Genomic DNA, 22,509 nt, shown 5'->3' on the forward strand with positions numbered 1-22,509 from the left:
TGGCGTTAGTGTGCCAGCCGCAGGCCCGGCTGGCTATCGACGCACAATCAGGTAGAGGCCGGCGGCCAGCATCAGCCAGGCGGGCCAGGCGGCCGGGGCGCTGAGGCTGGCGGCACCGGCGGCGAGTGTCGCGCCACCGCCCAGCAGGCCGGCGCCGAGCAGGCGCAAGGCCCAGCCGTCGCCCTTCTGTTGCCAGGCAGCGGGTGGCTCGGCCAGGTGCGGCTGTGACATGCGCTCGAGCAGGTCGCGGGTCATGCCGGCCAGGTGCGGGATCTGCTCGACCTGGTTGTGCAGGTTCTGCAGCACGGACTTGGGGCTGACCCGGTCGCGCATCCAGCGTTCGAGGAACGGCTGGGCGGTGCTCCACAGGTCCAGCTCCGGGTACAGCTGGCGGCCCAGGCCCTCGATGTTGAGCAGGGTTTTCTGCAGCAACACCAGCTGCGGCTGGACTTCCATGTTGAAGCGTCGGGCGGTCTGGAACAGGCGCATCAGCACCTGGCCGAAGGAGATGTCTTTCAGCGGTTTTTCGAAGATCGGTTCGCACACGGTACGGATCGCCGCTTCGAACTCGTTGAGCTTGGTGTGCGCCGGCACCCAGCCCGAATCGATGTGCAGCTGGGCGACGCGGCGGTAGTCACGCTTGAAGAAGGCGAACAGGTTGCGCGCCAGGTAGTCCTGGTCTTCGGGGGTCAGGCTGCCGACGATGCCGCAGTCGATAGCGATGTACTGCGGGCTCCACGGCTTGACCGTGCTGACGAAGATGTTGCCCGGGTGCATGTCGGCGTGAAAGAAACTGTCACGAAAAACCTGGGTGAAGAAGATCTCCACGCCGCGCTCGGCGAGCATTTTCATGTCGGTGCGCTGGTCGGCCAGGGTGGCCAGGTCGGTGACCTGGATGCCGTAGATGCGCTCCATCACCAGCACCTTGGGGCGGCACCAGTCCCAGTAGACCTGGGGCACGTACATCATCTCCGAGCCTTCGAAGTTGCGCTTGAGCTGGCTGGCGTTGGCCGCCTCGCGCAGCAGGTCGAGCTCGTCGTAGATGGTCTTTTCGTAATCGCTGACTACTTCCACCGGGTGCAGCAGGCGGGCATCGGCCGACACCCGCTCGGCGCCACGGGCGATCAGGAACAGCCAGGCCAGGTCCTGGGCGATGACCGGCTTGAGGCCTGGACGCACCACCTTGACCACCACCTCTTCGCCGCTCTTGAGCTTGGCCGAGTGCACCTGGGCCACCGAGGCCGAGGCCAGGGGTTCGACGTCGAAGCGGCTGAACACTTCGCTGATCTTCGCGCCGAGCTGCTCTTCGATCAGGGCCACGGCTTTTTGCGGGTCGAACGGCGGCACCCGGTCCTGCAACAGCATCAGTTCGTCGGCGATGTCTTCGGGCAACAGGTCGCGGCGGGTCGACAGCAACTGGCCGAACTTGATGAAGATCGGTCCCAGGTCCTGCAGGGCCTGGCGCAGGCGGGCGCCACGGCTCAGGTCCAGGGGCTTGCGCGGCAGCCAGCGCCAGGGCATCAGGTGCCGCAAGGCCATCAGCCACCAGGGCAGCGGCAGGTCGAACAGCAGGTCATCGAGGCGGTAGCGGATCACTACACTCTGGATGCGCAACAGACGGCGGACGGCAAGCAGCTTCATGCGTTATCGCTGGTATCAAGGGATCGGGCGAGGCGCTCGACGCGCGCCTCGAGGCGTTCTATGTCGACTTTGAGCGTGTCGAGCTCGCTGAAGCGGGCTTCGGCTTCACGCTCGCCGACCAGGGTGCGGGCTTCTTCGGCCAGGTACTCGGAGAGGTTCTGGTTGAGGCTGGCCAGGCCCTGGCGGGTCCAGCTGGCGCGGCTGCGCAGGTGGCCGCTGAGCAATTGCGTGGCGACCGGCCCGAGCCAGCGCGAGACTTCGTACTCCCAGTCCAGCTCCAGGTCCTGGAGTACCGCGACCAGGTCCAGCAGCACCGCGCTGTCGCCTTCAAGCTCCACCTGCGGGCTGTGCAGTACGGCGGGTTTGTCCTGGCTCAGGGCCAGGCGCACCAGGCTGCTGGCCGGGGCACGCAGGGTGCAGTCGGCCTCCACGGCCCAATGGGCGGCGAGCATCAGGCCATCGTCACCGGGCAGGATGAACAGTTGCAACGCCGGCTGGCGGCAGTCGATGGCAATCACCTTGCCATTGAGCGCACCCAGGCGCGGCAGCGCCGTGCTGTCCAGGCGCAGGACACGGTTCAGGCCGTGTTCGACGCTGGCGAGAAGGCCGGCCAGGAGCATCAGGGCTTGATACCCCGGTGCAGGGCGACGATGCCGCTGGTCATGTTGTGGTAGGTGACGCGGTCGAAACCGGCCTCGACCATCATTGCCTTGAGGGTTTCCTGGTCAGGGTGCATGCGGATCGACTCGGCCAGGTAACGGTAGCTTTCCGAGTCGTTGGTGATCAGCTTGCCGGCCAGGGGCATGAAGGCGAACGAGTAGGCGTCGTAGACCTTGGACATCAGCTTGTTGGTCGGCTTGGAGAACTCCAGCACCAGCAGGCGGCCGCCCGGCTTGAGCACCCGCAGCATCGAGCGGATGGCGTCTTCCTTGTGGGTGACGTTGCGCAGGCCGAAGGCGATGGTCACGCAGTCGAAGTGGTTGTCCGGGAACGGCAGCTTTTCCGCGTCGGCCTGGACGAACTCGATGTTGCCGGCCACGCCACGGTCGAGCAGGCGGTCGCGACCGACCTTGAGCATCGACGCGTTGATGTCGGCCAGCACCACCTGGCCGGTGGGGCCAACCAGTTGCGAGAACTTGGCTGCCAGGTCACCGGTACCACCGGCGATATCCAGCACCCGGTTGCCGCTGCGCACACCGGAGAGCTCGATGGTGAAGCGCTTCCACAGGCGGTGCATGCCACCGGAGAGCACATCGTTCATCAGGTCGTACTTGGCGGCCACCGAGTGGAACACCTCGGCCACTTTCTCGGCCTTCTGGCTTTCCGGTACGTTCTGGTAGCCGAAATGGGTGGTGGGTTCGGCGTGGTCGCCTTTGCGCTGATCGTTCATATCGCTTCACCGAAAAAAATTACCGGCCATTCTAGGGCGTACGACCGGATTTGTCTTGGCGGGGTGTGTCGCAGGTGGGGTGCGGGCATAATAGAAGTATGCCTCTGAATCCAGGATTGAATGAATGACCCAGATCAGCGTTGAACGCAAACACAGCCTTGGCCGCGAAGCTGCGCGGGAAAAGGCCCAGGCATTGGTCGACAAGCTGGCCCGCGAGTACGATCTGAGCGCCCGTTGGGTCGGCGACCGGGTCGAGGTCAAGCGCAGCGGCGCCAATGGCAGCGTGCAGATCGGTGACGACACCATCCGGGTCGAGCTCAAGCTGGGCATGATGCTGTCGATGATGAGCGCGACGATCAAGAGCGAGATCGAGCGGGCGCTGGATAAAGCGCTGGCCTGAGTCCGCGTCGCGGCCATCGCCGGCTATGCCGGCTCCCACAGCCATTACCACCCTGTGGGAGCCGGCATAGCCGGCGATGGGTTTGCTGCTATTTCCCGCCTTAGGGTGAGGATTCTAATTTTTCTCCCTACCTTATGCTCAAGCCCAACAACCATGGGCAGTTCCTCCCTATCCTTTCGAGTGTGAGGTATCGAGCATGGCTAAAGTGACATTGAAGAAAAAAGACGACGCCCAGAACTCCCTGGGTGAAGTGCGCGGCTACGCGCGCAAGATCTGGCTGGCGGGCCTGGGCGCGTATGCGCGGGTCGGCCAGGAAGGCGCCGATTACCTGAAGGAGCTGGTCAAGGCTGGCGAGGCGGTGGAAAAGCGCGGCAAGAAGCGCATCGACCATGAACTCGACGCAGCCAACAACCAGATCGATTCGGTCAAGGGCGAGATCACCAGCGTCAAGGGCAAGGTCGAAGTTCAACTCGACAAAATCGAAAAGGCTTTCGACACGCGGGTCGCCAGCGCCTTGAATCGCATCGGCATTCCGTCTAAACATGACGTGGAGGCACTGTCGGTCAAGCTCGATGAGCTGACTGAATTGCTCGAAAGTGTCGCGCGTAAACAATAAGGAGAGCGGGATGGCTGGCAAGAAGAACAGTGAGAAAGAAGGCAGCTCCTGGGTCGGGGGGATCGAAAAATATTCCCGCAAGATCTGGCTGGCTGGATTGGGTATCTACTCCAAGATCGACCAGGACGGCAGCAAGCTGTTCGACTCCCTGGTCAAGGATGGTGAGAAAGCTGAAAAGCAAGCCAAGAGCTCTGTTGACTCGGCCAAGGCATCGGCCAAGTCGGCTACCTCTCGTGTCGGTGACGTGAAAGACCGCGCACTGGGCAAATGGAGCGAACTCGAAGAGGCTTTCGACAAGCGCCTGAACAGCGCCATCTCGCGTCTGGGCGTGCCGAGCCGCAATGAAGTCAAGGCCCTGCACCAGCAGGTCGACACCCTGACCAAGCAGATCGAGAAACTGACCGGTGCTTCGGTCAAGTCGGTCTCCAGCAAGCCGGCAGCGAGCAAGGCTGCGGCCAAGCCACTGGCCAAAGCGGCACCGAAAGCGGCGGCCAAGCCTGCGGCGAAAACGACAGCGGCCAAACCGGCAGCAGCCAAGCCAGCGGCGGCCAAACCTGTAGCCAAAACCGCAGCAGCCAAGCCTGCCGCGGCGAAAAAGCCGGCGGTGAAGAAGGCTCCGGCCAAGCCGGCAGCGACCAAACCGGCAGCACCCGCTGCCAGCGCCGCACCTGCGCCAAGCGTAGCGCCAGTGGCCACTCCGGCACCGGCAGCACCGACCGCACCGGTGGCGTCGGCTTCGGTGAGCCCGCTGAATCCGTCCTGATTCCAGGCGGTTGTCAGTCAACGCCCGGCCTTTGTGCCGGGCGTTTTCATTGAGGCCTTATCGCGGGGCAAGCCCGCTCCTACCGGGCCTTGTAGGAGCGGGCTTGCCCCGCGATGTTTTTCAGCCTTCCAGGTAGCGCAAGGCCAACTGCTCGGCTGCATGCCGGGATCCGTTTTCCAGGTGTGGCGCCACCAGCATCATCACCTGGTACACCACCACGCCGACCTCGCCTTCACGGGCCAGCACCCGCTGGTAATCGAGGGAGAACAGCAAGGTCAGGGTGATCTGCTCCACCAGTTGCCCCAGCGCCCGGGTATCGCTGATGACCTGGCCCTGGGCCTTGAGGCTGGCAAGCAGGGCGGCGAGGGTGCGCTTGAGGGCATTGAGCAGGGTGCGCATGCCACGGGCCAGCTTGGGCAGGCGCCCGGTCAGGTTCGACAGGTCCTGGAACAGGAAGCGGTACTGGGCCATGCGTTCGACGATCAGGTGCAGGAACAGCCAGTAGTCCTCGGCTTCCAGGCGGACCTCGAGGGGTGGGTCGAGCAGCGGTGTCAGTTCTTCCTCGAAGCGTTCGAACAAGCCCAGTACCAGCGGCTCCTTGCCGTGGAAGTGATAGTACAGGTTGCCCGGGCTGATCCCCATTTCATTGGCGATCTCCAGGGTCGAGACATTGGGTTCACCCTGCTGGTTGAACAGCTGCAGGGCACACTCGAGGATACGGTCGCGGGTTTTCATCCGTTCTACTTGTTCAACGCGCCTGCACGTAGGTGCCGGGTGCGGGGTCCATGGGAGGGTAGTCCTGGTTGCCCAGGGCCATCAGGGTTTCGCGTTGCACGCCGGCGCGCGCCTGAATCCACTCCAGCCACTGCGGCCACCAGCTGCCATCGATCTGTTTGGCGTCGTAGAACCAGGCGCGCGGGTCACTACTCAGGCGCGGGTTGTCCAGGAAATGAGCCTTGGGGTTGCCGGGTGGATTGAGGATGCTCTGCACATGGCCGCTGTTGGCGAGGATGAAGCGTTTGTTGCCGCCCAGCAGCAAGGTCGAGCGGTACACCGCATCCCAAGGGGTGATGTGGTCGTTGTTGCCGGCCACGCTGAAGCTGTCGACGGTGACCTTCTGCAGGTCGATCGGCGTGCCGCATACCTCGAGGCCTGCGGCATGGGTCAGCGGGTTGTGCTTGAAGAAATCCAGCAGGTCGCCGTGCAGGGCGGCCGGCAGGCGGGTGTTGTCGTTGTTCCAGTAGAGGATGTCGAAGGCCGGCGGCGCCTTGCCCAGCAGGTAGTTGTTGACGAAGTAGTTCCAGATCAGGTCGTTGGGGCGCATCCAGGCGAAGACCCTGGCAATCTCGCGGCCATCGAGCACGCCTTGCTGGTAGGAGCGGCGCTTGGCGGCTTCCAGGGTCTGCTCGTCGGCGAACAGGCTGGCCGGGCTGTCGATTTCACTGTCGAGCAGGCTGACCAGGTAGGTGGCGCTGTTGACCCGCCGCAATTGCCGCTTGGCCTGCAGGTGACCCTGCAGGGCGGCCATGGTCAGGCCGCCGGCGCAGGCACCCATGAGGTTGACGTCGCGGCTGCCGGTGATCGCGCGACAGACGTTCATCGCCTCTTCCAGCGCCTCGACATAGCTCGACAGGCCCCATTCGCGGTGTCGTGGGTCGGGGTTGCGCCAGCTGACCATGAAGGTCTGCAGGCCGTTCTTGAGCATGTACTGGACGAAGCTGTTGGCCGGGCTCAAGTCGAAGATGTAGAACTTGTTGATCTGCGGCGGCACCACCAGCATGGGGCGGGCGTACTGTGTTTCGCTCATCGGCTTGTACTGGATCAGCTCCAGCAGCTCGTTGCGAAACACCACTGCGCCGGCGGTAGTGGCCAGGTTCCTGCCGACCTCGAACGCCTGCGGATTGACCTGGCGTGGCAGGCCATCGTTGTGGCGCAGGTCGTCGAGCAAGTGATTGAGGCCGCGCACCAGACTCAGCCCGCCGGTGTTGAACAGCTCCTTGACCGCTGCCGGGTTGAGCAGAGAGTTGCTCGGCGACATCGCATCGTTGAGCAGGGTGAAGAGAAAGTGCGCGCGAGCGCGGTCGTCGGTGTCCAGCTGGCTCTCGTCGATCCACTGGCAGGTCTGCTTCTGCCAGGCCAGGTAGGCCTGCAGTCCGCGGCTGTAGAAGGGGTTATGGCTCCAGGCCGGGTCGTTGAAGCGATTGTCGCGCGGGTGTGGCTGGTGCGGGGTGTCACCGAGCAGCACGCGGCCCAGCTGATTGCCCAGGGCGAGCATGTGCTTTGCCGTATGCAGCGGATGGCGCAGGCCATGGCGGCTGACATTGCGCAGGGTCGAGATCAGGTCGCGACCACGCAGGCCGGTGATCGCACTGCGCACATTCATATAGCTGGCGGGGACCGGAGCCGATCCCTTCCCGGGCTTGTCTTTCATCAGGCAACACTCCCTCGTCAGGCCATCAACAAACAGATCAATGCAAAAGCGACACCAACCTCATGCCATACACCAGGCCGCCTGGCGTCCTGCCTGGGCGTTCGCATCAGCTGGGGGCGGGCCGAGGGTGCATGACGGCGCGTTGGCGCTCTTGCTGGAGAAACTTCATGATGATTGGAGCAACGGCTTCGGCCCGGGTGATCAGGAACAAATGACCGTCGTCGATTATGTGTAGCTGGGCATTGGGAATACGCCAGGCCAGCAGGCGCATATTGATCAGCGGAATCAGCGGGTCATCGTCGCCGGCCAGCACCAGGGTCGGCTGCTGGATCTTGTGCAGCCAGTGGATGCTGGTCCAGCCAAAACCGGCGAACAGCTGCCAGTAATAGCCAAGTTTGCCCGAGGAGCGCACCTTGGCGGCGTGGGCGGTGGCAAGGTCGGGGTCGCGGCGAAAGGCCCCGCCATAGATCTGCGGGGCAATGCGAATGACATGGGACGGTTGGATGTAACGCCGGGGGCTGGCCATCAGCATCAGCACCTTGGGCTTGCCCGGCACCATGACAGTGCCGGCGGCCGTGGCGGCCAGCACCAGTTTCTTGCAGCGCTCGGGGTAGTCATGGGCGAACTGCTGGGCCAATGCGCCGCCCCAGGACACGCCGATGGCATTGACCTGGCCATAGTCCAGGTAATCGAGCATGCGTGCGGTGAGCTTGGCCAGCCCGGGAAAACGGTAGGGGTGCCGGGGCGTGGAGGAGCCGCCGACACCGGGCACATCGAAGGCGATCACCTCCAGGTCCGGGTCCAGGGCCTGGATGAACGGGAACACCAGCTCCAGGTTGGCGCCGATGCCGTTGAAGATCAGCAAGGGCGTCAAGTGCGGCTTGCCGGGGCGAACCGCGGTACGGATGCTCTGGCCATCCAGGTCGACAGTTCTGAACAGATACGGTTGCGGCATGCGCGAAGCCCTGTGGTGATTGAATTGCCGTGGCCTGGCAGCAGCCACGGCAGCCTGAGCATCAACGTTCGTGGACGTAGGTTCCCGGCGCAGCCTCGGCGGCCGGGTAGGCCCTGTTGCCCAGGCGCGTCGGCGCCTTCTTCAGCTCGCCCGAGCGCTCGCTCAGCCAGGCTTGCCAGTGCAGCCACCAGGAATCGGTGTGCTTGTGGGCGTTTTCCTGCCACTCGGTGGCCTCCGGCGCCAGCTCGTTGCTGGTCATGTAGCGTGCCTTGGGGTTGCCCGGTGGGTTGAGGATGCTCTGGATATGCCCGCTGTTGGACAGCACGAACTCGATGTTGCCCCCGAACAGCTGGGCCGAGCGGTAGCAGGCCTGCCACGGTGTGATGTGGTCGGTGGTGCCGGCGACGCTGAAGATATCGCTGGTGACTTTCTTCAGGTCGATCGGCGTGCCGCACACTTCCAGTGCATCGGCGCGGGTCAGCGGGTTGCTTTTGAACAGTTCGATCAGGTCGCCGTGGAAGGCAGCCGGCAGGCGGGTGGTGTCGTTGTTCCAGAACAGGATGTCGAACACCGGCGGCTCGTTGCCCAGCAGGTAGTTGTTGACCCAGTAGTTCCAGATCAGGTCGTTGGGCCGCATCCAGGCGAACACTTTGGCCATGTCGCGGCCTTCGAGCACGCCGGCTTGGTAGGAGTGGCGCTTGGCGGACTCCAGGGTCTGCTCGTCGACGAACAGGGCGACCTGGGTATCGAGGGTGGTGTCGAGCACGCTGACCAGCAAGGTCAGGGCGTTGACCTTGGTCTCGCCCAGGGCGGCGTAGTGGCCGAGCAGGGCGGTGCAGGTGATGCCGCCGGAGCAGGCACCGAGCATGTTCAAGTCCTTGCTGCCGGTGATGGCCAGGATCACGTCGATGGCTTCCTTGAGCGCATCGATGTAGGTGGACAGGCCCCACTCGCGCTGGGCCTTGGTCGGGTTGCGCCAGCTGACGATGAAGGTCTGTACGTTGGAGCGCAGGCAGAAGCGCGCCAGGCTTTTCTCCGGGCTCAGGTCGAAGACATAGAACTTGTTGATCTGCGGTGGCACCACCAGCAGCGGGCGGGCGAGTACCTGTTCGGTGATCGGCTGGTACTGGATCAGTTCGAGCACGTCGTTGCGAAACACCACGGCCCCTTCGCTGGTGGCCAGGTTCTTGCCGACCTCGAAAGCGTCCATGTTCACCTGGCTGGGCATGCCGCCGTTGTGGACCAGGTCCTTGGCCAGGTTGGACAGGCCATCGAGCAGGCTCTTGCCGCCAGTCTCGAAGAAACGTTTGACCGCCGCCGGGTTGGCCGCGCCGTTGGTGGGCGCCATGGCCTCGGTCATCAGGTTGATCACGAAGTGACCGCGACTGATGTCCTGGTCCGACAGGTTGCTGGTGTCGATCCAGTCGTGCAGTTCCTTGCGCCAGGCCAGGTAGGTTTGCAGGTAGCGGCGATAGAGCGGGTTCTGGCTCCAGGCCGGGTCGTTGAAACGGCGGTCGTCGCCTTGCGGTTGCAGGCCCGACTTGCCGAAGATCACATCCTTGAGTTCCATGCCGAAATGGGCGACATGCTTGACGCTGTGTAACGGTTGCCGAATGGCCTGACCCAGCACCATTCGAGCAGAAGCCAGCAAATCCTTGCGACGCAAGCCAATGACCGGGTTCAGACCCAGGGTGTGTTCCGAGGCTTGGCGCTGCAGGTCATCGTTGTTCTTGTTACTCATCTACGACGCTCCGTTGTCCTGAGACGAGTACCGGCCTGCCGTGGGCGTTACACAGGCGAGTGCACGGTACTGCTGCTCGGGTGACCAGTAATAACGAACTGCGGTCCTGCGGCCGGATGCAAACGACGATGAGCCATGCGGGTTTTTCTGCGTGTGAAGACAGCCTGCTTTCGCTCGCGACCTCTACATACCGGCCTGACCCTGCGGGTAATTCGATGCAGGGAACTTGCCAGATCCATTGGTTACCCGACTTTTGGGTGATGCGCAAGACGGCCAATCATTGGCCGTGATGCAGGCATTCAAGCAAATAGAATTAGAAAATGCGCTCTAAACCCTGGAAGGCCCGGACTAGAGCATCAGCTTGACCACGGATTCGTTGGGGTCGCGGGATTTTCCGGCCTTGGCCAGATCGTCGAGGTACTCGGCCCAGAGTTGCTCCTGGCGCAGGCACAGTTGCTCGAGGTATTCCCAGGTGAACAGGCCGCTGTCGTGGCCGTCGTCGAAGGTCAGTTTCAGTGCGTACTGACCGGCAGGTTCCAGCCCGCTCAGGCCGACGCCGAGCTTGCCGTACTGCAGGATGGGGTTGCCGTGGCCCTGGACCTCGGCGGAGGGGGAGTGCACGCGCAGGAATTCTGCGGGCAAGTGATACACCTCGTCGGGCCCGTAGGTCAGCGTCAGGGTCTTGGAGGCTTTGTGCAGGTTGATGCCGGTGGGGAGTCTGGCCATGTGGTTCAGGGCCGCAAGCGGCCCTGCCTGTAAGAATGTGAGGCTTACAGAATATAACGAGAAAGGTCTTCGTTCTGCGCCAATTCGCCCAGGTGGCTGTTGACGTAATCGGCATCGATGCGGATCGGCGCTTCGTCGTGGGCGCTGGCCAGGTCGCCTGCGCTGAACGACACCTCTTCGAGCAGGCGCTCGAGCAGGGTGTGCAGGCGACGTGCACCGATGTTCTCGGTCTTCTCGTTGACCTGCCAGGCGATCTCGGCCAGGCGCTTGATACCTTCGGCGGCGAACTCGATGTTCAGGCCTTCGGTCTTGAGCAGCTCGCGGTACTGTTCGGTGAGCGAGGCGTGCGGCTCGCTGAGGATACGCTCGAAGTCTTCCGGGCTCAGGGCCTTGAGTTCGACACGGATCGGCAGGCGTCCTTGCAGCTCGGGCACCAGGTCGCTCGGCTTGCTCAGGTGGAATGCACCGGAGGCGATGAACAGGATGTGGTCGGTCTTGACCATGCCCAGCTTGGTGTTCACCGTGCAGCCTTCGATCAGCGGCAGCAGGTCGCGCTGGACACCTTCGCGGGAGACATCGGCGCCGCCGACGTTGCCACGCTTGGCCACCTTGTCGATTTCGTCAATGAACACGATGCCGTGCTGTTCGACGGCTTCCAGGGCCTTGGCCTTGAGCTCTTCGTCGTTGACCAGGCGGCTGGCTTCTTCGTCACGCACCAGCTTGAGCGCTTCCTTGACCTTGAGCTTGCGGCTCTTGCGCTTGCCCTTGCCCATGTTGGCGAACAGGTTCTGCAGCTGGTTGGTCATCTCTTCCATGCCCGGTGGGGCAGAGATGTCCACGCCCATGGTCTCGGCCACTTCGATCTCGATGTCCTTGTCGTCCAGCTGGCCTTCGCGCAGGCGCTTGCGGAACAGCTGACGGGTGTTGGAGTCCTGGCTGTTGGTCTGGTCTTCGTTGAAACCGGTACGCGCTGGCGGCAGCAGGGCATCGAGGATGCGGTCTTCGGCGGCGTCTTCGGCACGGTGGCGAACACGGATGATTTCCTGCTCGCGCAGCATCTTGATCGCGGCATCGGCCAGGTCGCGGATGATCGACTCGACGTCACGGCCGACATAGCCGACTTCGGTGAACTTGGTCGCTTCGACCTTGATGAACGGGGCGTTGGCCAGCTTGGCCAGGCGCCGGGCGATTTCGGTCTTGCCGACGCCGGTGGGGCCGATCATCAGGATGTTCTTGGGCGTGACCTCAACGCGCAGCTCGGCAGGCAGCTGCATGCGCCGCCAGCGGTTGCGCAGGGCGATGGCGACGGCGCGCTTGGCGTCGTCCTGGCCGATGATGTGGCGGTTGAGTTCGTGGACGATCTCGCGGGGGGTCATGGGCATGGTAATGATGGTCCTTGGGCTCGATAAGTCAGCGTGGAAAAGCCCGGCCACCGGGGCCGGGCGCCAGAACAGCTGAATTACTCGGCCAGGTCCTGCTCCTCGATGGTCAGGTGGTGGTTGGTGAACACGCAGATGTCACCGGCGATATTCAGGGCGGTCTCGGCGATTTCGCGGGCCGAGAGGTCGGTCTTCTGCAGCAGGGCGCGTGCGGCGGCCTGGGCGTAGGCGCCACCGGAACCCATGGCGATCAGGCCGTCTTCGGGTTCGACCACGTCACCGTTGCCGGTGATGATCAGCGAGGCGTCCTTGTTGGCCACGGCCAGCATGGCTTCCAGGCGGCTCAGGGAGCGGTCGGTACGCCATTCCTTGGCCAGCTCGACGGCGGCACGGATCAGATGGCCCTGGTGTTTTTCCAGCTGGCCTTCAAAGCGTTCGAACAGGGTGAATGCGTCGGCGGTGGCACCGGCGAAGCCGGCGATGACCTGGCCGTGGTACAGGCGGCGGACCTTCTTGGCGTTGCCTTTCATCACGGTGTTGCCCAGGGAAACCTGGCCGTCGCCGCCCATGACGACTTTGCCGTGGCGGCGAACTGAAACGATGGTGGTCAAGGGGAGAGTCTCCACGCAGCGGGGCGAAAGTGCCTGATGCAGACTCATATGGGGGTGGAGGGAAGGATTTCAACCTTGCAGGATGAGTGGTAGGTGTTCATGGCCCCATCGCCGGCTACGCCGGCTCCCACAGGCTGTACACCGGCTCTTGTGGGAGCCGGCGTAGCCGGCGATGGGCCTCGAACGCATCAGCCTTCGTGGCTGATATGCCCGTCTACCAGGGTGTAACGCACCGCCCCTGGCAGGCAATGGCCGATGAACGGGCAGTTGTCGCCCTTGGAGCGCCAGGTTTCGCCGGCCACGGTCGAGGCCTTGGCGTCGAACAGCACCAGGTCCGCTGCACCACCGACCTTCAGCTCGCCGGCCGGAAGGCGCAGCGCCGCTGCAGGTCCTGCAGACAAACGTTGCAACAAAGTCGGCAGGTCGAGCAGGCCGTCCTCGACCAGGGTCATGGCCAGCGGCAGCAGCAGTTCGACACTGCTGATACCCGGTTCGGTGGCGCCGAACGGTGCCAGCTTGGCGTCACGCTCGTGAGGCTGGTGGTGGCTGGAGATCGCCTGGATCACCCCGGATTTCACCGCCTCGCGCAGGCCGTCACGGTCGGCGCGGGTGCGCAGTGGCGGTTGTACGTGGTACAGGCTGGAGAAATCGCGCAGGGCCTCGTCGGTGAGGATCAGCTGGTACAGGGCCACGTCGGCGGTGACCGGCAGGCCCAGTTCCTGGGCCTGGGCGATCAGGCGGGCGCCGCGGGCGCTGGTCAGCTGGCTGAAGTGCGCACGCACGCCGGTCTGTTCGACCAGCAGCAAATTGCGCGCCAGGGCCACGGTCTCGGCGGTTTCCGGAATGCCCGGCAGGCCGAGGAAGCTGGCCATGGCGCCTTCGTGGGCCAGGCCGCCCTGGGCCAGGTCGCGGTCCTGGGAGTGGAACACCACGGTCAGGTCGAAGGTGGCCGCATACTCCAGGGCGCGGGCCAGGGTGCGGTTGTTGCCGAAGCTGCTCAGGCCGTTGCCGAAGGCCACGCAGCCGGCATCGCGCAGGGCGATCAGCTCGGCCAGTTGCTCGCCTTCCAGGCCCTTGCTCAGGGCGCCGATCGGGAACACCTTGCTGTGCCCGGCCTCGCGGGCGCGGTCGAGGATCAGCTCGGCCACCGCCGAGGTGTCCAGCACCGGCTTGGTCTGCGGTGGGCAGCACAGGCTGGTGACGCCACCGGCCGCGGCGGCGCGGGTTTCGCTGGCGATGCTGCCCTTGCGGCTGTAGCCGGGCTCACGCAGGGCGACGTTGAGGTCGACCAGGCCGGGGGCGGCGATCAGGCCCTGGGCGTCGATGCTGCGCGCCGGGGTGAAACCGGCGGGCGCTGCACCGATGGCGACGATTTTACCGGCATCGATGTGCAGGTCGGCGGTCTGGTCCAGGCCGCTCTTAGGATCAATGACCCGGGCGCCAAGAATACTGAGGGTCACTGGGCGTTCTCCTGCTCGAATTGACGTTGGGCGGTCTGGCCGCTCATGGCCATGGACAGCACCGCCATGCGCACCGCGATGCCGTAGGTGACCTGGTTGAGGATCACCGAGTGGGCGCCGTCGGCCACTGCCGATTCGATCTCCACGCCGCGGTTGATCGGGCCCGGGTGCATGACGATGGCATCGGGCTTGGCCCCGGCCAGGCGTGCGGTGGTCAGGCCGAACAGGCGGTAGAACTCGCCTTCGCTGGGCAGCAGGCCGCCGGCCATGCGCTCACGCTGCAGGCGCAGCATGATCACCACGTCGACGTCCTTCAGTCCCTGTTCCAGGTCGGTGTAGACCTTCACGCCGTACTGCTCGATACCGATCGGCAGCAGGGTTTTCGGGCCGATCACGCGGATGTCCGGGCAACCCAGGGTTTTCAGGGCGAGCATGTTCGAGCGTGCCACCCGCGAGTGCAGGATGTCACCGACGATGGCCACCGAGAGGTTTTCGAAGCCGCCCTTGTGCCGGCGGATGGTGAGCATGTCGAGCATGCCCTGGGTCGGGTGGGCGTGACGGCCGTCGCCGCCGTTGATGATCGCCACCTCCGGGCAGACGTGCTCGGCGATGAAGTGCGCGGCACCGGAGTCGGCATGACGCACGACGAACATGTCGGCGGCCATGGCTTCGAGGTTGCGCAGGGTGTCGAACAGGGTTTCGCCCTTGCTGGTCGAGGAGGTCGACACGTTCAGGGTGATCACGTCGGCCGACAGCCGCTGGGCGGCCAGCTCGAAGGTGGTACGAGTACGGGTGGAGTTCTCGAAGAACACGTTGCACACGGTCTTGCCGCGCAGCAACGGGACTTTCTTCACGGCCCGGGCGCCGACTTCAAGGAAGGAATCGGCGGTGTCGAGGATTTCGGTCAGCAGTTCGCGGGGCAAACCGTCGAGCGAGAGAAAATGGCGCAGCTGGCCCTGATCATTGAGCTGCAGCGGGCGCTTGGCGTCGATTGGCGTCATCGCGAGGGACTCTTAAAGGGCGGAAGCGAGGTCCTGGCGCTCGAGGGCGAGCGGGGCGGGTCCGGTCAATTTTACCCGTTCATGGGCGGCCAGCGACAGGGTTGCACCGACCACATTCGGGCGGATCGGCAATTCGCCAGCATCCAGGTCCAGCAGGCAGACCAGGGTGACACTGGCAGGGCGGCCATAATCGAACAGTTCGTTGAGGGCGGCGCGGATGGTCCGACCGCTCATCAGCACGTCGTCCACCAGTACCAGGTGCTGGCCTTCGATTTCGAACGGCAGCGCCGAGGGACGTACCTGCGGGTGCAGGCCGTTCTGGCTGAAGTCGTCACGGTAGAAAGAAACATCGAGGGTGCCCAGGGCGCTGTCGTTGCCCAGTTCCTCGAGCAGGGCCTGGGCGACCCAGACACCTCCGGTGCGGATGCCGATGAAGCGCGGCTCGGCAATGTTGCGCCGGGCCAGATGGGCACGAAGGTCGACGGCCATCTGCCGGATCAGTTCGGCGGGATTGGGTAGGCTCATGCTTGCTCCTCAAGAGGCCGGGGGCGTGGCGCTGACCCGGCTTGAATCCGATGATCGGGATCAGGACTGCCCGGTATTGGCCTCCAGCCAGCCCTGCAGCAGCAGGGCAGCGGCAATGGCGTCCACCGGGTTGTCGCGGTAACTGCCGCGCTGACCGCCGCGGGCCATGCGCTCGCCCTTGGCTTCGAAGGTGGTCAGGCGTTCGTCGTGGGTATGCACAGGGAGGTTGAAACGGCCGTTCAGGCGCCGGGCGAACTTCTCGGCGCGCGCGCTCATTTCGCTGGGCGTGCCGTCCATGTTCAACGGCAGGCCGACGACAATGGCATCGGGTTGCCATTCCTTGATCAGTTTTTCCACCTGGGTCCAGTCCGGTACACCGTTCTGGGCCTTGAGGGTACACAGTTCGCGGGCCTGGCCGGTAATCACCTGGCCGACCGCGACACCGATCTGTTTGCTGCCGTAGTCAAAGCCCAGCAGCAGGCGCAGTTCGGCCATCAGGCGTGCCCCGCCTGGCTGGTGAGCAGGCTCAGGTTGATGCCCAGGCTCTTCGCGGCGGCGGCAAGGCGCTGCTCGCAGTCCATGCCGAAGATGATCTCGGGGTCGAACGGGCAGTTCAGCCAGGCGTTGTCAGCCAACTCCGCCTCCAGTTGCCCGGCTTCCCAGCCGGCGTAGCCGAGGGTGATCAGGCTCTGCCTGGGCCCCAGGCCGTCGGCGATGGCGAACAGCACATCCTGCGAGGTGGACAGCGACAGGCCCTCCAACTCGACGGTGGCCTGGAAACTCTTGTCGTTGCTGTGCAGGACGAAGCCACGGTCGGTCTGCACCGGGCCGCCCATGTAGATCGGTACCTGGGTGCAACTGGCCGGCGGTACGACGTTGGGGCGCAACTGTTCGAGGATATCGGCCAGGTTCAGGTCCTGGGGTCGGTTGACCACCAGCCCCATCGCCCCATTGGCGTTGTGCTCGACGATGTAGGTCAAGGAGTGCGCGAAGTTCGGGTCAGCCATGTGCGGCATGGCGATCAGGAACTGATGCTTGAGGTAACTCGGGCTGAGGTTTTTCATGGTTGTTAGTGTGGCGTTGGGGCGCCGTACTGACAAGCCTGGTTTCTGTGCAGTTGCAGCTGTTTGGTATGGGTGGGAGCGGGCTTGCCCCGCGATTGTGCTTCGAATGACACGCCGCGTCGCGGGGCAAGCCCGCTCCTACGGGTCAATTGCTCGACAGGCGGTCGCCGCGGGCGAAGCGCCAGGTGCGGATGATCTCCAACCGGTCGATGTCCGCCAGATCGCCGGTGAACGGCGCAAAGGGCGCTGCCAGGCGCACGATGCGCTGGGCGGCCTGGTCCAGCAACGGCTGGCCGGAGGACTCCAGCACCAGCACCTCATACAACGAACCATCGCGGTTGATCGACACCATCAGCCGCAGGCTGCCGTAGATCTGCTGGCGCCGGGCTTCGTCGGGGTAGTTGAGGTTGCCGATGCGTTCGACCTTCTTGCGCCATTCATCCTTGTACCAGGCGCCTTTGTCGCGCATGGTCGAGGCGGCGTTGAGGCGGTGGATGCGCGGGCGCTTGGCGTACAGCTGTTGCTCGTGGGACAGCTCGGCCTCGAGGCTGGCGATCTGGCTGGACAGCTGCGAGCTGTCGAAATCCGGGGTCGCGGCCTTGGGTTTGGGCTGCGGCTTGACTTCCTTGGGGCGGGTTTCGACTTTTTGTGCCTTGGGCGCCTGGGTGGTGACCACGGCCTTGGGCTTGGCCGGTGGTGGCGGGACATCCGGCTTGGCGGCCGGTGGCGGGGTCACCTTGTTGATCTTGCTGTCCTGGAACGGCGCCACTTCGGTGGTTTTCGGCACCGCCTTCTTGTCCAGGGTACCGCTGCCCTGCTGGTTGTCCTGCGCCAGGAAGTCAGCCTTCTGCGGGGCTTTCTCGCTCTTGAAGGTGGCCAGGGTGATTTCCATGGTGCGGCGGATTTCTTCCGGCTTGGCGATGGTGAAACCCACGCCGAGGATCAGCGCCAGGTGCACCAGGGCAGCCAGAAACAGGGTAAAACCGAGCCTGTCCGCCGGGCGGATGCGCGGAGGGACAAAGTCGGCGGGAATGTCGGCAGGCAGCGTCATCAGGTATCCAGCAGCCGCAGGACCGGAACAAACCGGCAGAGCAGGGCGCTTGTGGTCGAAATCGACCGGCATGATACCCCACTCTGCGCAGTTGCTTCGCGTCGACTGTCAGCGCGCCTTGAGCTTGCGATCAATGGCATCCATCAACTGCACGCCGATGCGGGTGCCGAAGGCGTTGTCGATTTCGCGGATGCAGGTCGGGCTGGTGACGTTGATTTCGGTCAGGTGCTCGCCGATCACGTCCAGGCCGACGAACAGCAGGCCTTTTTCGCGCAGGGTCGGGCCGACCTGTTCGGCGATCCAGCGGTCACGGTCGGTCAGGGGGCGCGCTTCGCCACGGCCGCCGGCGGCCAGGTTGCCGCGGGTCTCGCCGCTGGCCGGGATGCGCGCCAGGCAATAGGGCACAGGCTCCCCGTCGATCATCAGAATGCGCTTGTCGCCGTCCTTGATCGCCGGCAGGTAGGCCTGCGCCATGATCTGCTGGGTACCGTGGCCGGTCAGGGTCTCGAGGATCACCGAGAGGTTCGGGTCGCCCGGGCGGTGGCGGAAAATCGAAGCGCCGCCCATGCCGTCCAGCGGCTTGAGGATCACATCGCCATGCTGGGCGGCGAAATCACGCAGGATATCGGCGCGGCGGCTGACCAGGGTCGCTGGCGTGCACTGCGGGAACAGGGTGGCGAACAGCTTCTCGTTGCAGTCGCGCAGGCTCTGCGGACGGTTGACCACCAGCACGCCGGCGGCCTCGGCCTGCTCCAGCAGGTAAGTGCTGTAGACGAACTCCATGTCAAAGGGCGGATCCTTGCGCATCAGGATCACGTCCAGGTCGCTCAGGGCGTTGTCCTGCTCGGTGTCGAGCTCGAACCAGTGCTCAGGGTCGGCGAACACCTTCAGCGGGCGCATCCGCGCCCGGGCAACCCCGGCGCCCTGGTACAGGTCTTGCTGTTCCATGTAGAACAGCGACCAGCCGCGCTCCTGGGCGGCGAGCAGCATGGCCAGCGAGCTGTCCTTCTTGTAGGAAATGCGCGCGATGGGGTCCATGACAATCCCGAGACGAACGCTCATGGGCTATATCCTCTGAAGCGGCGCGGTGCCGCGTTGGCTCAAAAAAAGTGGCGTCAGGGTGGCGCTCGCGGCGCTGGCGGTCAAGGGGCAAACGCATGCGCGGTGGCATCACGCCGGGCCATGGCGCGGGCCCGATGGAATGCACCCCCAGAGTGTGCTAAAAAGGCCTGGCACGTGGCCTGCACGGCCTTTCCAGGCGACGCTTGAGCAGCAAGGGTAGAGCAATTATGGAACAGCCCGGCGCGGCACTGAAGGTAATGGTGATCGATGACTCCAAGACGATTCGCCGTACCGCCCAGATGTTGCTCAGCGAAGCAGGTTGCGAAGTCATCACGGCCACCGACGGGTTCGATGCCCTGGCCAAGATCATCGACCTGCGACCGCAGATCATCTTCGTCGACGTGTTGATGCCGCGTCTGGACGGCTACCAGACCTGCGCCCTGATCAAACACAACAGCGCCTTCAAGGATACGCCAGTGATTCTCCTGTCGTCCCGTGACGGCCTGTTCGACAAGGCCAGGGGCCGGGTCGTCGGCTCCGACCAATTTTTGACCAAGCCTTTCAGCAAGGAAGAACTGCTGGATGCGATCAGGGCCCATGTGCCCGGGTTCGCCGCAGAAGAACAACCCGCACCCTGACACCGCCCCCTGTGGCGCGGCGTCCATTGTATTGATGGGGAACAGCATGGCCCGAGTTCTGATCGTCGATGATTCGCCGACCGAAATGTACAAACTGACCGGAATGCTCGAGAAGCACGGGCACCAGGTGCTCAAGGCCGAGAACGGCGCCGATGGCGTGGCCCTGGCGCGTCAGGAGAAGCCTGACGCAGTGCTGATGGACATCGTCATGCCCGGCATGAACGGTTTCCAGGCCACCCGGCAACTGAGCAAGGAGCCGGAAACCGCGAACATCCCGGTGATCATCGTCACCACCAAGGATCAGGAAACCGACAAGGTCTGGGGGCAGCGCCAGGGTGCCAAGGACTACCTGACCAAGCCGGTGGATGAAGAAACACTGGTCAAAGTGCTCAACGGCGTCCTCAAAGGTTGACCACCCGGCCCATGGGCGAGTCGCTGACGGCCTTCGAACTGCTGCTGGACATCGACCAGCGCTGCCGCTTGCTGGCGGCCGACCTGCCGCTGCAGGAGGCCCGACTGCAGAGCTGGAGCGGCATCGGCTTTCGCATTGCAGAGCAGTGGTTCGTCGCGCCCATGGGCGAGATCGCCGAAGTCCTGCACGAGCCACGGTTGAGCCGGATTCCCGGGGTCAAGCCCTGGGTCAGCGGGGTGGCCAACCTGCGGGGCCGGCTGCTGCCGGTGATGGACCTGCGCGGCTTCCTCGGCCTGGGCGTGTCGGCCCCGCACAAACAGCGCCGGGTGCTGGTGCTCGACCATGAAGAACTGTTTGCCGGGCTGCTGGTGGACGAAGTGCTGGGTTTGCAGCATTTCCCGTTGCACAGCCTGGAGCTGTCGCCGCCCACGCCCTTGCTCAGCGGTGCGGCGCCCTTCGTCCAGGGGCACTTCCAGCGGCAACGCTGCTGGGCGATCTTCAGCCCGCTGGCCCTGGCCCAGGCGCCGGGTTTTCTCGACGTGGCGTTGTAAAGGAATGCCGGATTCGTGACCAAGACCAAGACGACTACTTCGCCCCAAGGCTCGCGCAGCAGCGCCCGGATCGCGGCGTTGTTCGTCGTGCTGATCCTGTCGATCATCCTGCTGTTCGCCAACTTCGCCTACCTCAACACCCAGGCCAACTACGACAAGCAGTACATCGGCCACGCCGGGGAGCTGCGGGTGCTGTCCCAGCGCATTGCCAAGAACGCCACCGAGGCGGCGGCGGGCAAGGCGCGGGCGTTCCGCCTGCTCAGCGAGGCCCGCAACGACTTCGAGCAGCGCTGGGGCTACCTGAAGAAGGGGGACGCGGCCACGGGCCTGCCGGCCGCGCCTGTGACGGTGCGCAATGAAATGGATGCGGTGCTGCGCGACTGGGAAGGCCTGCGCAAGAACACCGATACCATTTTGGCCAGCGAACAGACCGTGCTGTCGCTGCATCAGGTGGCGGCCACCCTGGCCGAGACCGTGCCGCAGTTGCAGGTTGAATACGAAAAGGTCGTCGAGATCCTGCTGCAGAGCGGTGCGCCCGCCAACCAGGTGGCGGTTGCCCAGCGCCAGTCGTTGCTGGCCGAACGCATCCTTGGCTCGGTCAACACCGTCCTGGCCGGTGACGATACCTCGGTGCAGGCGGCCGATGCCTTCGGCCGCGACGCCAGCCGTTTCGGCCAGGTGCTCGATGCCATGCTGGGGGGCAATCCGACCATCCAGGTCACCCGTGTCCAGGACCCCGATGCCCGGGCGCGGCTGGCGGAAATCTCCGAACTGTTCCAGTTCGTCGCCGGCTCCGTGGATGAAATCCTCGAGACTTCGCCTGAGCTGTTCCGGGTGCGTGAAGCGGCCGGAAGCATTTTCAACCAGTCGCAAACCCTGCTCGACGAGGCCTCGCGCCTGGCCAACGGTTTCGAGAACCTGGCCAACGGGCGCACCCTGGATACCGTCGGCGGCTACGTGCTGGGACTGCTGGCGCTGGCTTCGATCATCCTGATCGGCCTGGTGATGGTCCGTGAGACCCACCGGCAACTGCGTGAAACGGCCGAGAAGAACGAGCGCAACCAGCAGGCGATCATGCGCCTGCTCGACGAAATCGAAGACCTGGCCGATGGCGACCTGACCGTGACGGTTTCGGTCACCGAAGACTTCACCGGCGCCATTGCCGACTCGATCAACTATTCCATCGACCAGTTGCGCGACCTGGTGGCCACCATCAACCTCAGTGCCGAGTCCGTGGCCAGTGCCGTGCAGGACACCCAGAACACTGCCCACCAGCTGGCCAAGGCCTCGGAGCACCAGGCCGAACAGATCAGCGAGGCCTCGGTGGCGGTGGGCGACATGGCCGAGTCCATCGACCGGGTATCCACCCATGCCTACGAATCGGCCAAGGTGGCCGAGCGCTCGGTACTGATTGCCAACAAGGGCAACGAGGTGGTGCACAACACCATCCATGGCATGGACAACATTCGCGAGCAGATCCAGGACACCGCCAAGCGGATCAAGCGCCTGGGCGAGTCTTCCCAGGAAATCGGCGATATCGTCAGCCTGATCGACGACATTGCCGACCAGACCAACATTCTCGCCCTCAACGCGGCGATCCAGGCGTCGCTGGCCGGTGAGGCCGGGCGAGGCTTTGCCGTGGTCGCCGACGAAGTGCAGCGTCTGGCCGAGCGCTCGTCTTCGGCCACCCGCCAGATCGAAGCGCTGGTACGCACCATCCAGGCCGACACCAACGAAGCGGTGATCTCCATGGAACAGACCACCGCCGAGGTGGTACGCGGCGCGCGCCTGGCCCAGGATGCCGGGGTGGCCCTGGCGGAGATCGAAGGGGTATCGCAGACCCTCGCCGAGCTGATCCACAGCATCTCCGACGCCGCCCAGCTGCAGACCTCTTCGGCCGGGCAGATCTCGCATACCATGGCGGTGATCCAGCAGATCACCTCGCAGACCTCCGCCGGCTCCAGCGCGACCGCCGAGAGCATCGGCAACCTGGCGCAGATGGCCAGTGAAATGCGTCGCTCGGTGTCCGGATTCACCTTGCCACCGACCCCACCACGATGAGTGCGGGCACGTGAGCATGGCAATGGGAGCA

The 22,509-nt window shown here is 64.4% G+C and carries 24 protein-coding genes; 7 read left to right on the plus strand and 17 right to left on the minus strand.

Annotated features, from left to right (window positions below; all coding sequences use genetic code 11):
* Positions 1-33: 33 nt before the first annotated feature.
* From ubiB to ubiE, 3 genes are read right to left on the minus strand one after another with little or no spacing between them, the layout of a single operon-like run.
* A complete protein-coding gene (ubiB, locus tag ACIQUS_RS02415) occupies positions 34-1,641 on the minus strand; it encodes a ubiquinone biosynthesis regulatory protein kinase UbiB (RefSeq protein WP_403042389.1) in 1,608 nt (535 codons plus the stop codon).
* The gene (locus tag ACIQUS_RS02420; protein ID WP_403042392.1) at positions 1,638-2,261 is read right to left on the minus strand and encodes an SCP2 domain-containing protein; all 624 of its coding nucleotides are present in this window, start codon (positions 2,259-2,261) and stop codon (positions 1,638-1,640) included. The genes ubiB and ACIQUS_RS02420 overlap by 4 nt, the downstream gene beginning before the upstream one ends.
* Positions 2,261-3,031: a bifunctional demethylmenaquinone methyltransferase/2-methoxy-6-polyprenyl-1,4-benzoquinol methylase UbiE gene (ubiE, locus tag ACIQUS_RS02425; protein WP_403042395.1), complete on the minus strand. Its 771-nt coding sequence runs from the start codon at positions 3,029-3,031 to the stop codon at positions 2,261-2,263. The genes ACIQUS_RS02420 and ubiE overlap by 1 nt, the downstream gene beginning before the upstream one ends.
* A gap of 124 nt (positions 3,032-3,155) precedes the next feature.
* On the opposite strand from ubiE, the gene ACIQUS_RS02430 reads away from it, so the two are divergent.
* The 3 genes from ACIQUS_RS02430 to ACIQUS_RS02440 all read left to right on the plus strand — a co-directional run bounded on the left by ACIQUS_RS02430 (position 3,156) and on the right by ACIQUS_RS02440 (position 4,810).
* The gene (locus ACIQUS_RS02430) at positions 3,156-3,431 is read left to right on the plus strand and encodes a polyhydroxyalkanoic acid system family protein (RefSeq protein WP_403042398.1); all 276 of its coding nucleotides are present in this window, start codon (positions 3,156-3,158) and stop codon (positions 3,429-3,431) included.
* Between the two features lie 196 nt (positions 3,432-3,627).
* Positions 3,628-4,047: a phasin family protein gene (locus tag ACIQUS_RS02435; protein WP_403042400.1), complete on the plus strand. Its 420-nt coding sequence runs from the start codon at positions 3,628-3,630 to the stop codon at positions 4,045-4,047.
* Positions 4,048-4,057: 10 nt separating this feature from the next.
* Positions 4,058-4,810: a phasin family protein gene (locus ACIQUS_RS02440; RefSeq protein WP_403042403.1), complete on the plus strand. Its 753-nt coding sequence runs from the start codon at positions 4,058-4,060 to the stop codon at positions 4,808-4,810.
* A gap of 120 nt (positions 4,811-4,930) precedes the next feature.
* Here ACIQUS_RS02440 and ACIQUS_RS02445 read toward each other — a convergent pair whose 3' ends face one another.
* The 14 genes from ACIQUS_RS02445 to gshB form a co-directional block, all read right to left on the minus strand.
* A complete protein-coding gene (locus ACIQUS_RS02445; RefSeq protein WP_403042406.1) occupies positions 4,931-5,545 on the minus strand; it encodes a TetR/AcrR family transcriptional regulator in 615 nt (204 codons plus the stop codon).
* Between the two features lie 13 nt (positions 5,546-5,558).
* On the minus strand, positions 5,559-7,241 hold the full coding sequence (gene phaC, locus ACIQUS_RS02450; protein WP_403042408.1) for a class II poly(R)-hydroxyalkanoic acid synthase: 1,683 nt from the start codon (positions 7,239-7,241) through the stop codon (positions 5,559-5,561).
* A gap of 106 nt (positions 7,242-7,347) precedes the next feature.
* On the minus strand, positions 7,348-8,196 hold the full coding sequence (phaZ, locus tag ACIQUS_RS02455) for a poly(3-hydroxyalkanoate) depolymerase (RefSeq protein WP_403042410.1): 849 nt from the start codon (positions 8,194-8,196) through the stop codon (positions 7,348-7,350).
* Positions 8,197-8,257: 61 nt separating this feature from the next.
* A complete protein-coding gene (gene phaC, locus ACIQUS_RS02460) occupies positions 8,258-9,937 on the minus strand; it encodes a class II poly(R)-hydroxyalkanoic acid synthase (RefSeq protein WP_403042413.1) in 1,680 nt (559 codons plus the stop codon).
* Between the two features lie 348 nt (positions 9,938-10,285).
* Positions 10,286-10,663, minus strand: a complete 378-nt coding sequence (locus ACIQUS_RS02465; RefSeq protein WP_403042416.1) for a gamma-butyrobetaine hydroxylase-like domain-containing protein — start codon at positions 10,661-10,663, stop codon at positions 10,286-10,288.
* Positions 10,664-10,707: 44 nt separating this feature from the next.
* A complete protein-coding gene (gene hslU, locus ACIQUS_RS02470; RefSeq protein WP_403042418.1) occupies positions 10,708-12,045 on the minus strand; it encodes an ATP-dependent protease ATPase subunit HslU in 1,338 nt (445 codons plus the stop codon).
* A 77-nt stretch (positions 12,046-12,122) separates the two neighbouring features.
* Positions 12,123-12,653 (minus strand): ATP-dependent protease subunit HslV, encoded by a 531-nt coding sequence (hslV, locus tag ACIQUS_RS02475; RefSeq protein ID WP_038615396.1) that lies wholly within the window; start codon positions 12,651-12,653, stop codon positions 12,123-12,125.
* A gap of 188 nt (positions 12,654-12,841) precedes the next feature.
* A complete protein-coding gene (locus ACIQUS_RS02480) occupies positions 12,842-14,113 on the minus strand; it encodes a dihydroorotase (RefSeq protein WP_403042421.1) in 1,272 nt (423 codons plus the stop codon).
* Entirely contained in the window at positions 14,110-15,114 is a 1,005-nt protein-coding gene (locus ACIQUS_RS02485) for an aspartate carbamoyltransferase catalytic subunit (protein ID WP_010221491.1), read from the minus strand. Before ACIQUS_RS02485 ends, ACIQUS_RS02480 begins: the two co-directional genes overlap by 4 nt.
* Before the next feature lie 12 nt (positions 15,115-15,126).
* Positions 15,127-15,639 carry a bifunctional pyr operon transcriptional regulator/uracil phosphoribosyltransferase PyrR gene (gene pyrR / locus ACIQUS_RS02490; RefSeq protein WP_403042425.1) on the minus strand — a complete coding sequence of 171 codons (513 nt, stop codon included), beginning with the start codon at positions 15,637-15,639 and terminating at the stop codon, positions 15,127-15,129.
* Positions 15,640-15,699: 60 nt separating this feature from the next.
* A complete protein-coding gene (gene ruvX, locus ACIQUS_RS02495; RefSeq protein ID WP_285864609.1) occupies positions 15,700-16,134 on the minus strand; it encodes a Holliday junction resolvase RuvX in 435 nt (144 codons plus the stop codon).
* Entirely contained in the window at positions 16,134-16,703 is a 570-nt protein-coding gene (locus tag ACIQUS_RS02500) for a YqgE/AlgH family protein (RefSeq protein WP_403042432.1), read from the minus strand. The genes ruvX and ACIQUS_RS02500 overlap by 1 nt, the downstream gene beginning before the upstream one ends.
* 145 nt (positions 16,704-16,848) lie before the next feature.
* Complete coding sequence (locus ACIQUS_RS02505) at positions 16,849-17,754, minus strand: energy transducer TonB (RefSeq protein ID WP_403042434.1); 906 nt, start codon at positions 17,752-17,754, stop codon at positions 16,849-16,851.
* Positions 17,755-17,862: 108 nt separating this feature from the next.
* Positions 17,863-18,816, minus strand: coding sequence for a glutathione synthase (gshB, locus tag ACIQUS_RS02510; RefSeq protein WP_403042436.1), 954 nt, complete (start codon positions 18,814-18,816; stop codon positions 17,863-17,865).
* Positions 18,817-19,043: 227 nt separating this feature from the next.
* Between gshB and pilG the strand changes: the two genes are divergently transcribed.
* The 4 genes from pilG to ACIQUS_RS02530 are packed head-to-tail and all read left to right on the plus strand — an operon-like array spanning position 19,044 to position 22,478.
* Positions 19,044-19,454, plus strand: a complete 411-nt coding sequence (gene pilG, locus ACIQUS_RS02515; RefSeq protein ID WP_403042439.1) for a twitching motility response regulator PilG — start codon at positions 19,044-19,046, stop codon at positions 19,452-19,454.
* Positions 19,455-19,500: 46 nt separating this feature from the next.
* Positions 19,501-19,866, plus strand: coding sequence for a twitching motility response regulator PilH (gene pilH, locus ACIQUS_RS02520; RefSeq protein ID WP_403042442.1), 366 nt, complete (start codon positions 19,501-19,503; stop codon positions 19,864-19,866).
* Entirely contained in the window at positions 19,863-20,417 is a 555-nt protein-coding gene (locus tag ACIQUS_RS02525; RefSeq protein ID WP_403042445.1) for a chemotaxis protein CheW, read from the plus strand. Before pilH ends, ACIQUS_RS02525 begins: the two co-directional genes overlap by 4 nt.
* 15 nt (positions 20,418-20,432) lie before the next feature.
* A complete protein-coding gene (locus ACIQUS_RS02530; RefSeq protein WP_403042448.1) occupies positions 20,433-22,478 on the plus strand; it encodes a methyl-accepting chemotaxis protein in 2,046 nt (681 codons plus the stop codon).
* Positions 22,479-22,509: the final 31 nt, after the last annotated feature.

This window comes from Pseudomonas sp. NPDC090755 (assembly GCF_044769005.1).
Classification (GTDB): Bacteria; Pseudomonadota; Gammaproteobacteria; order Pseudomonadales; family Pseudomonadaceae; genus Aquipseudomonas.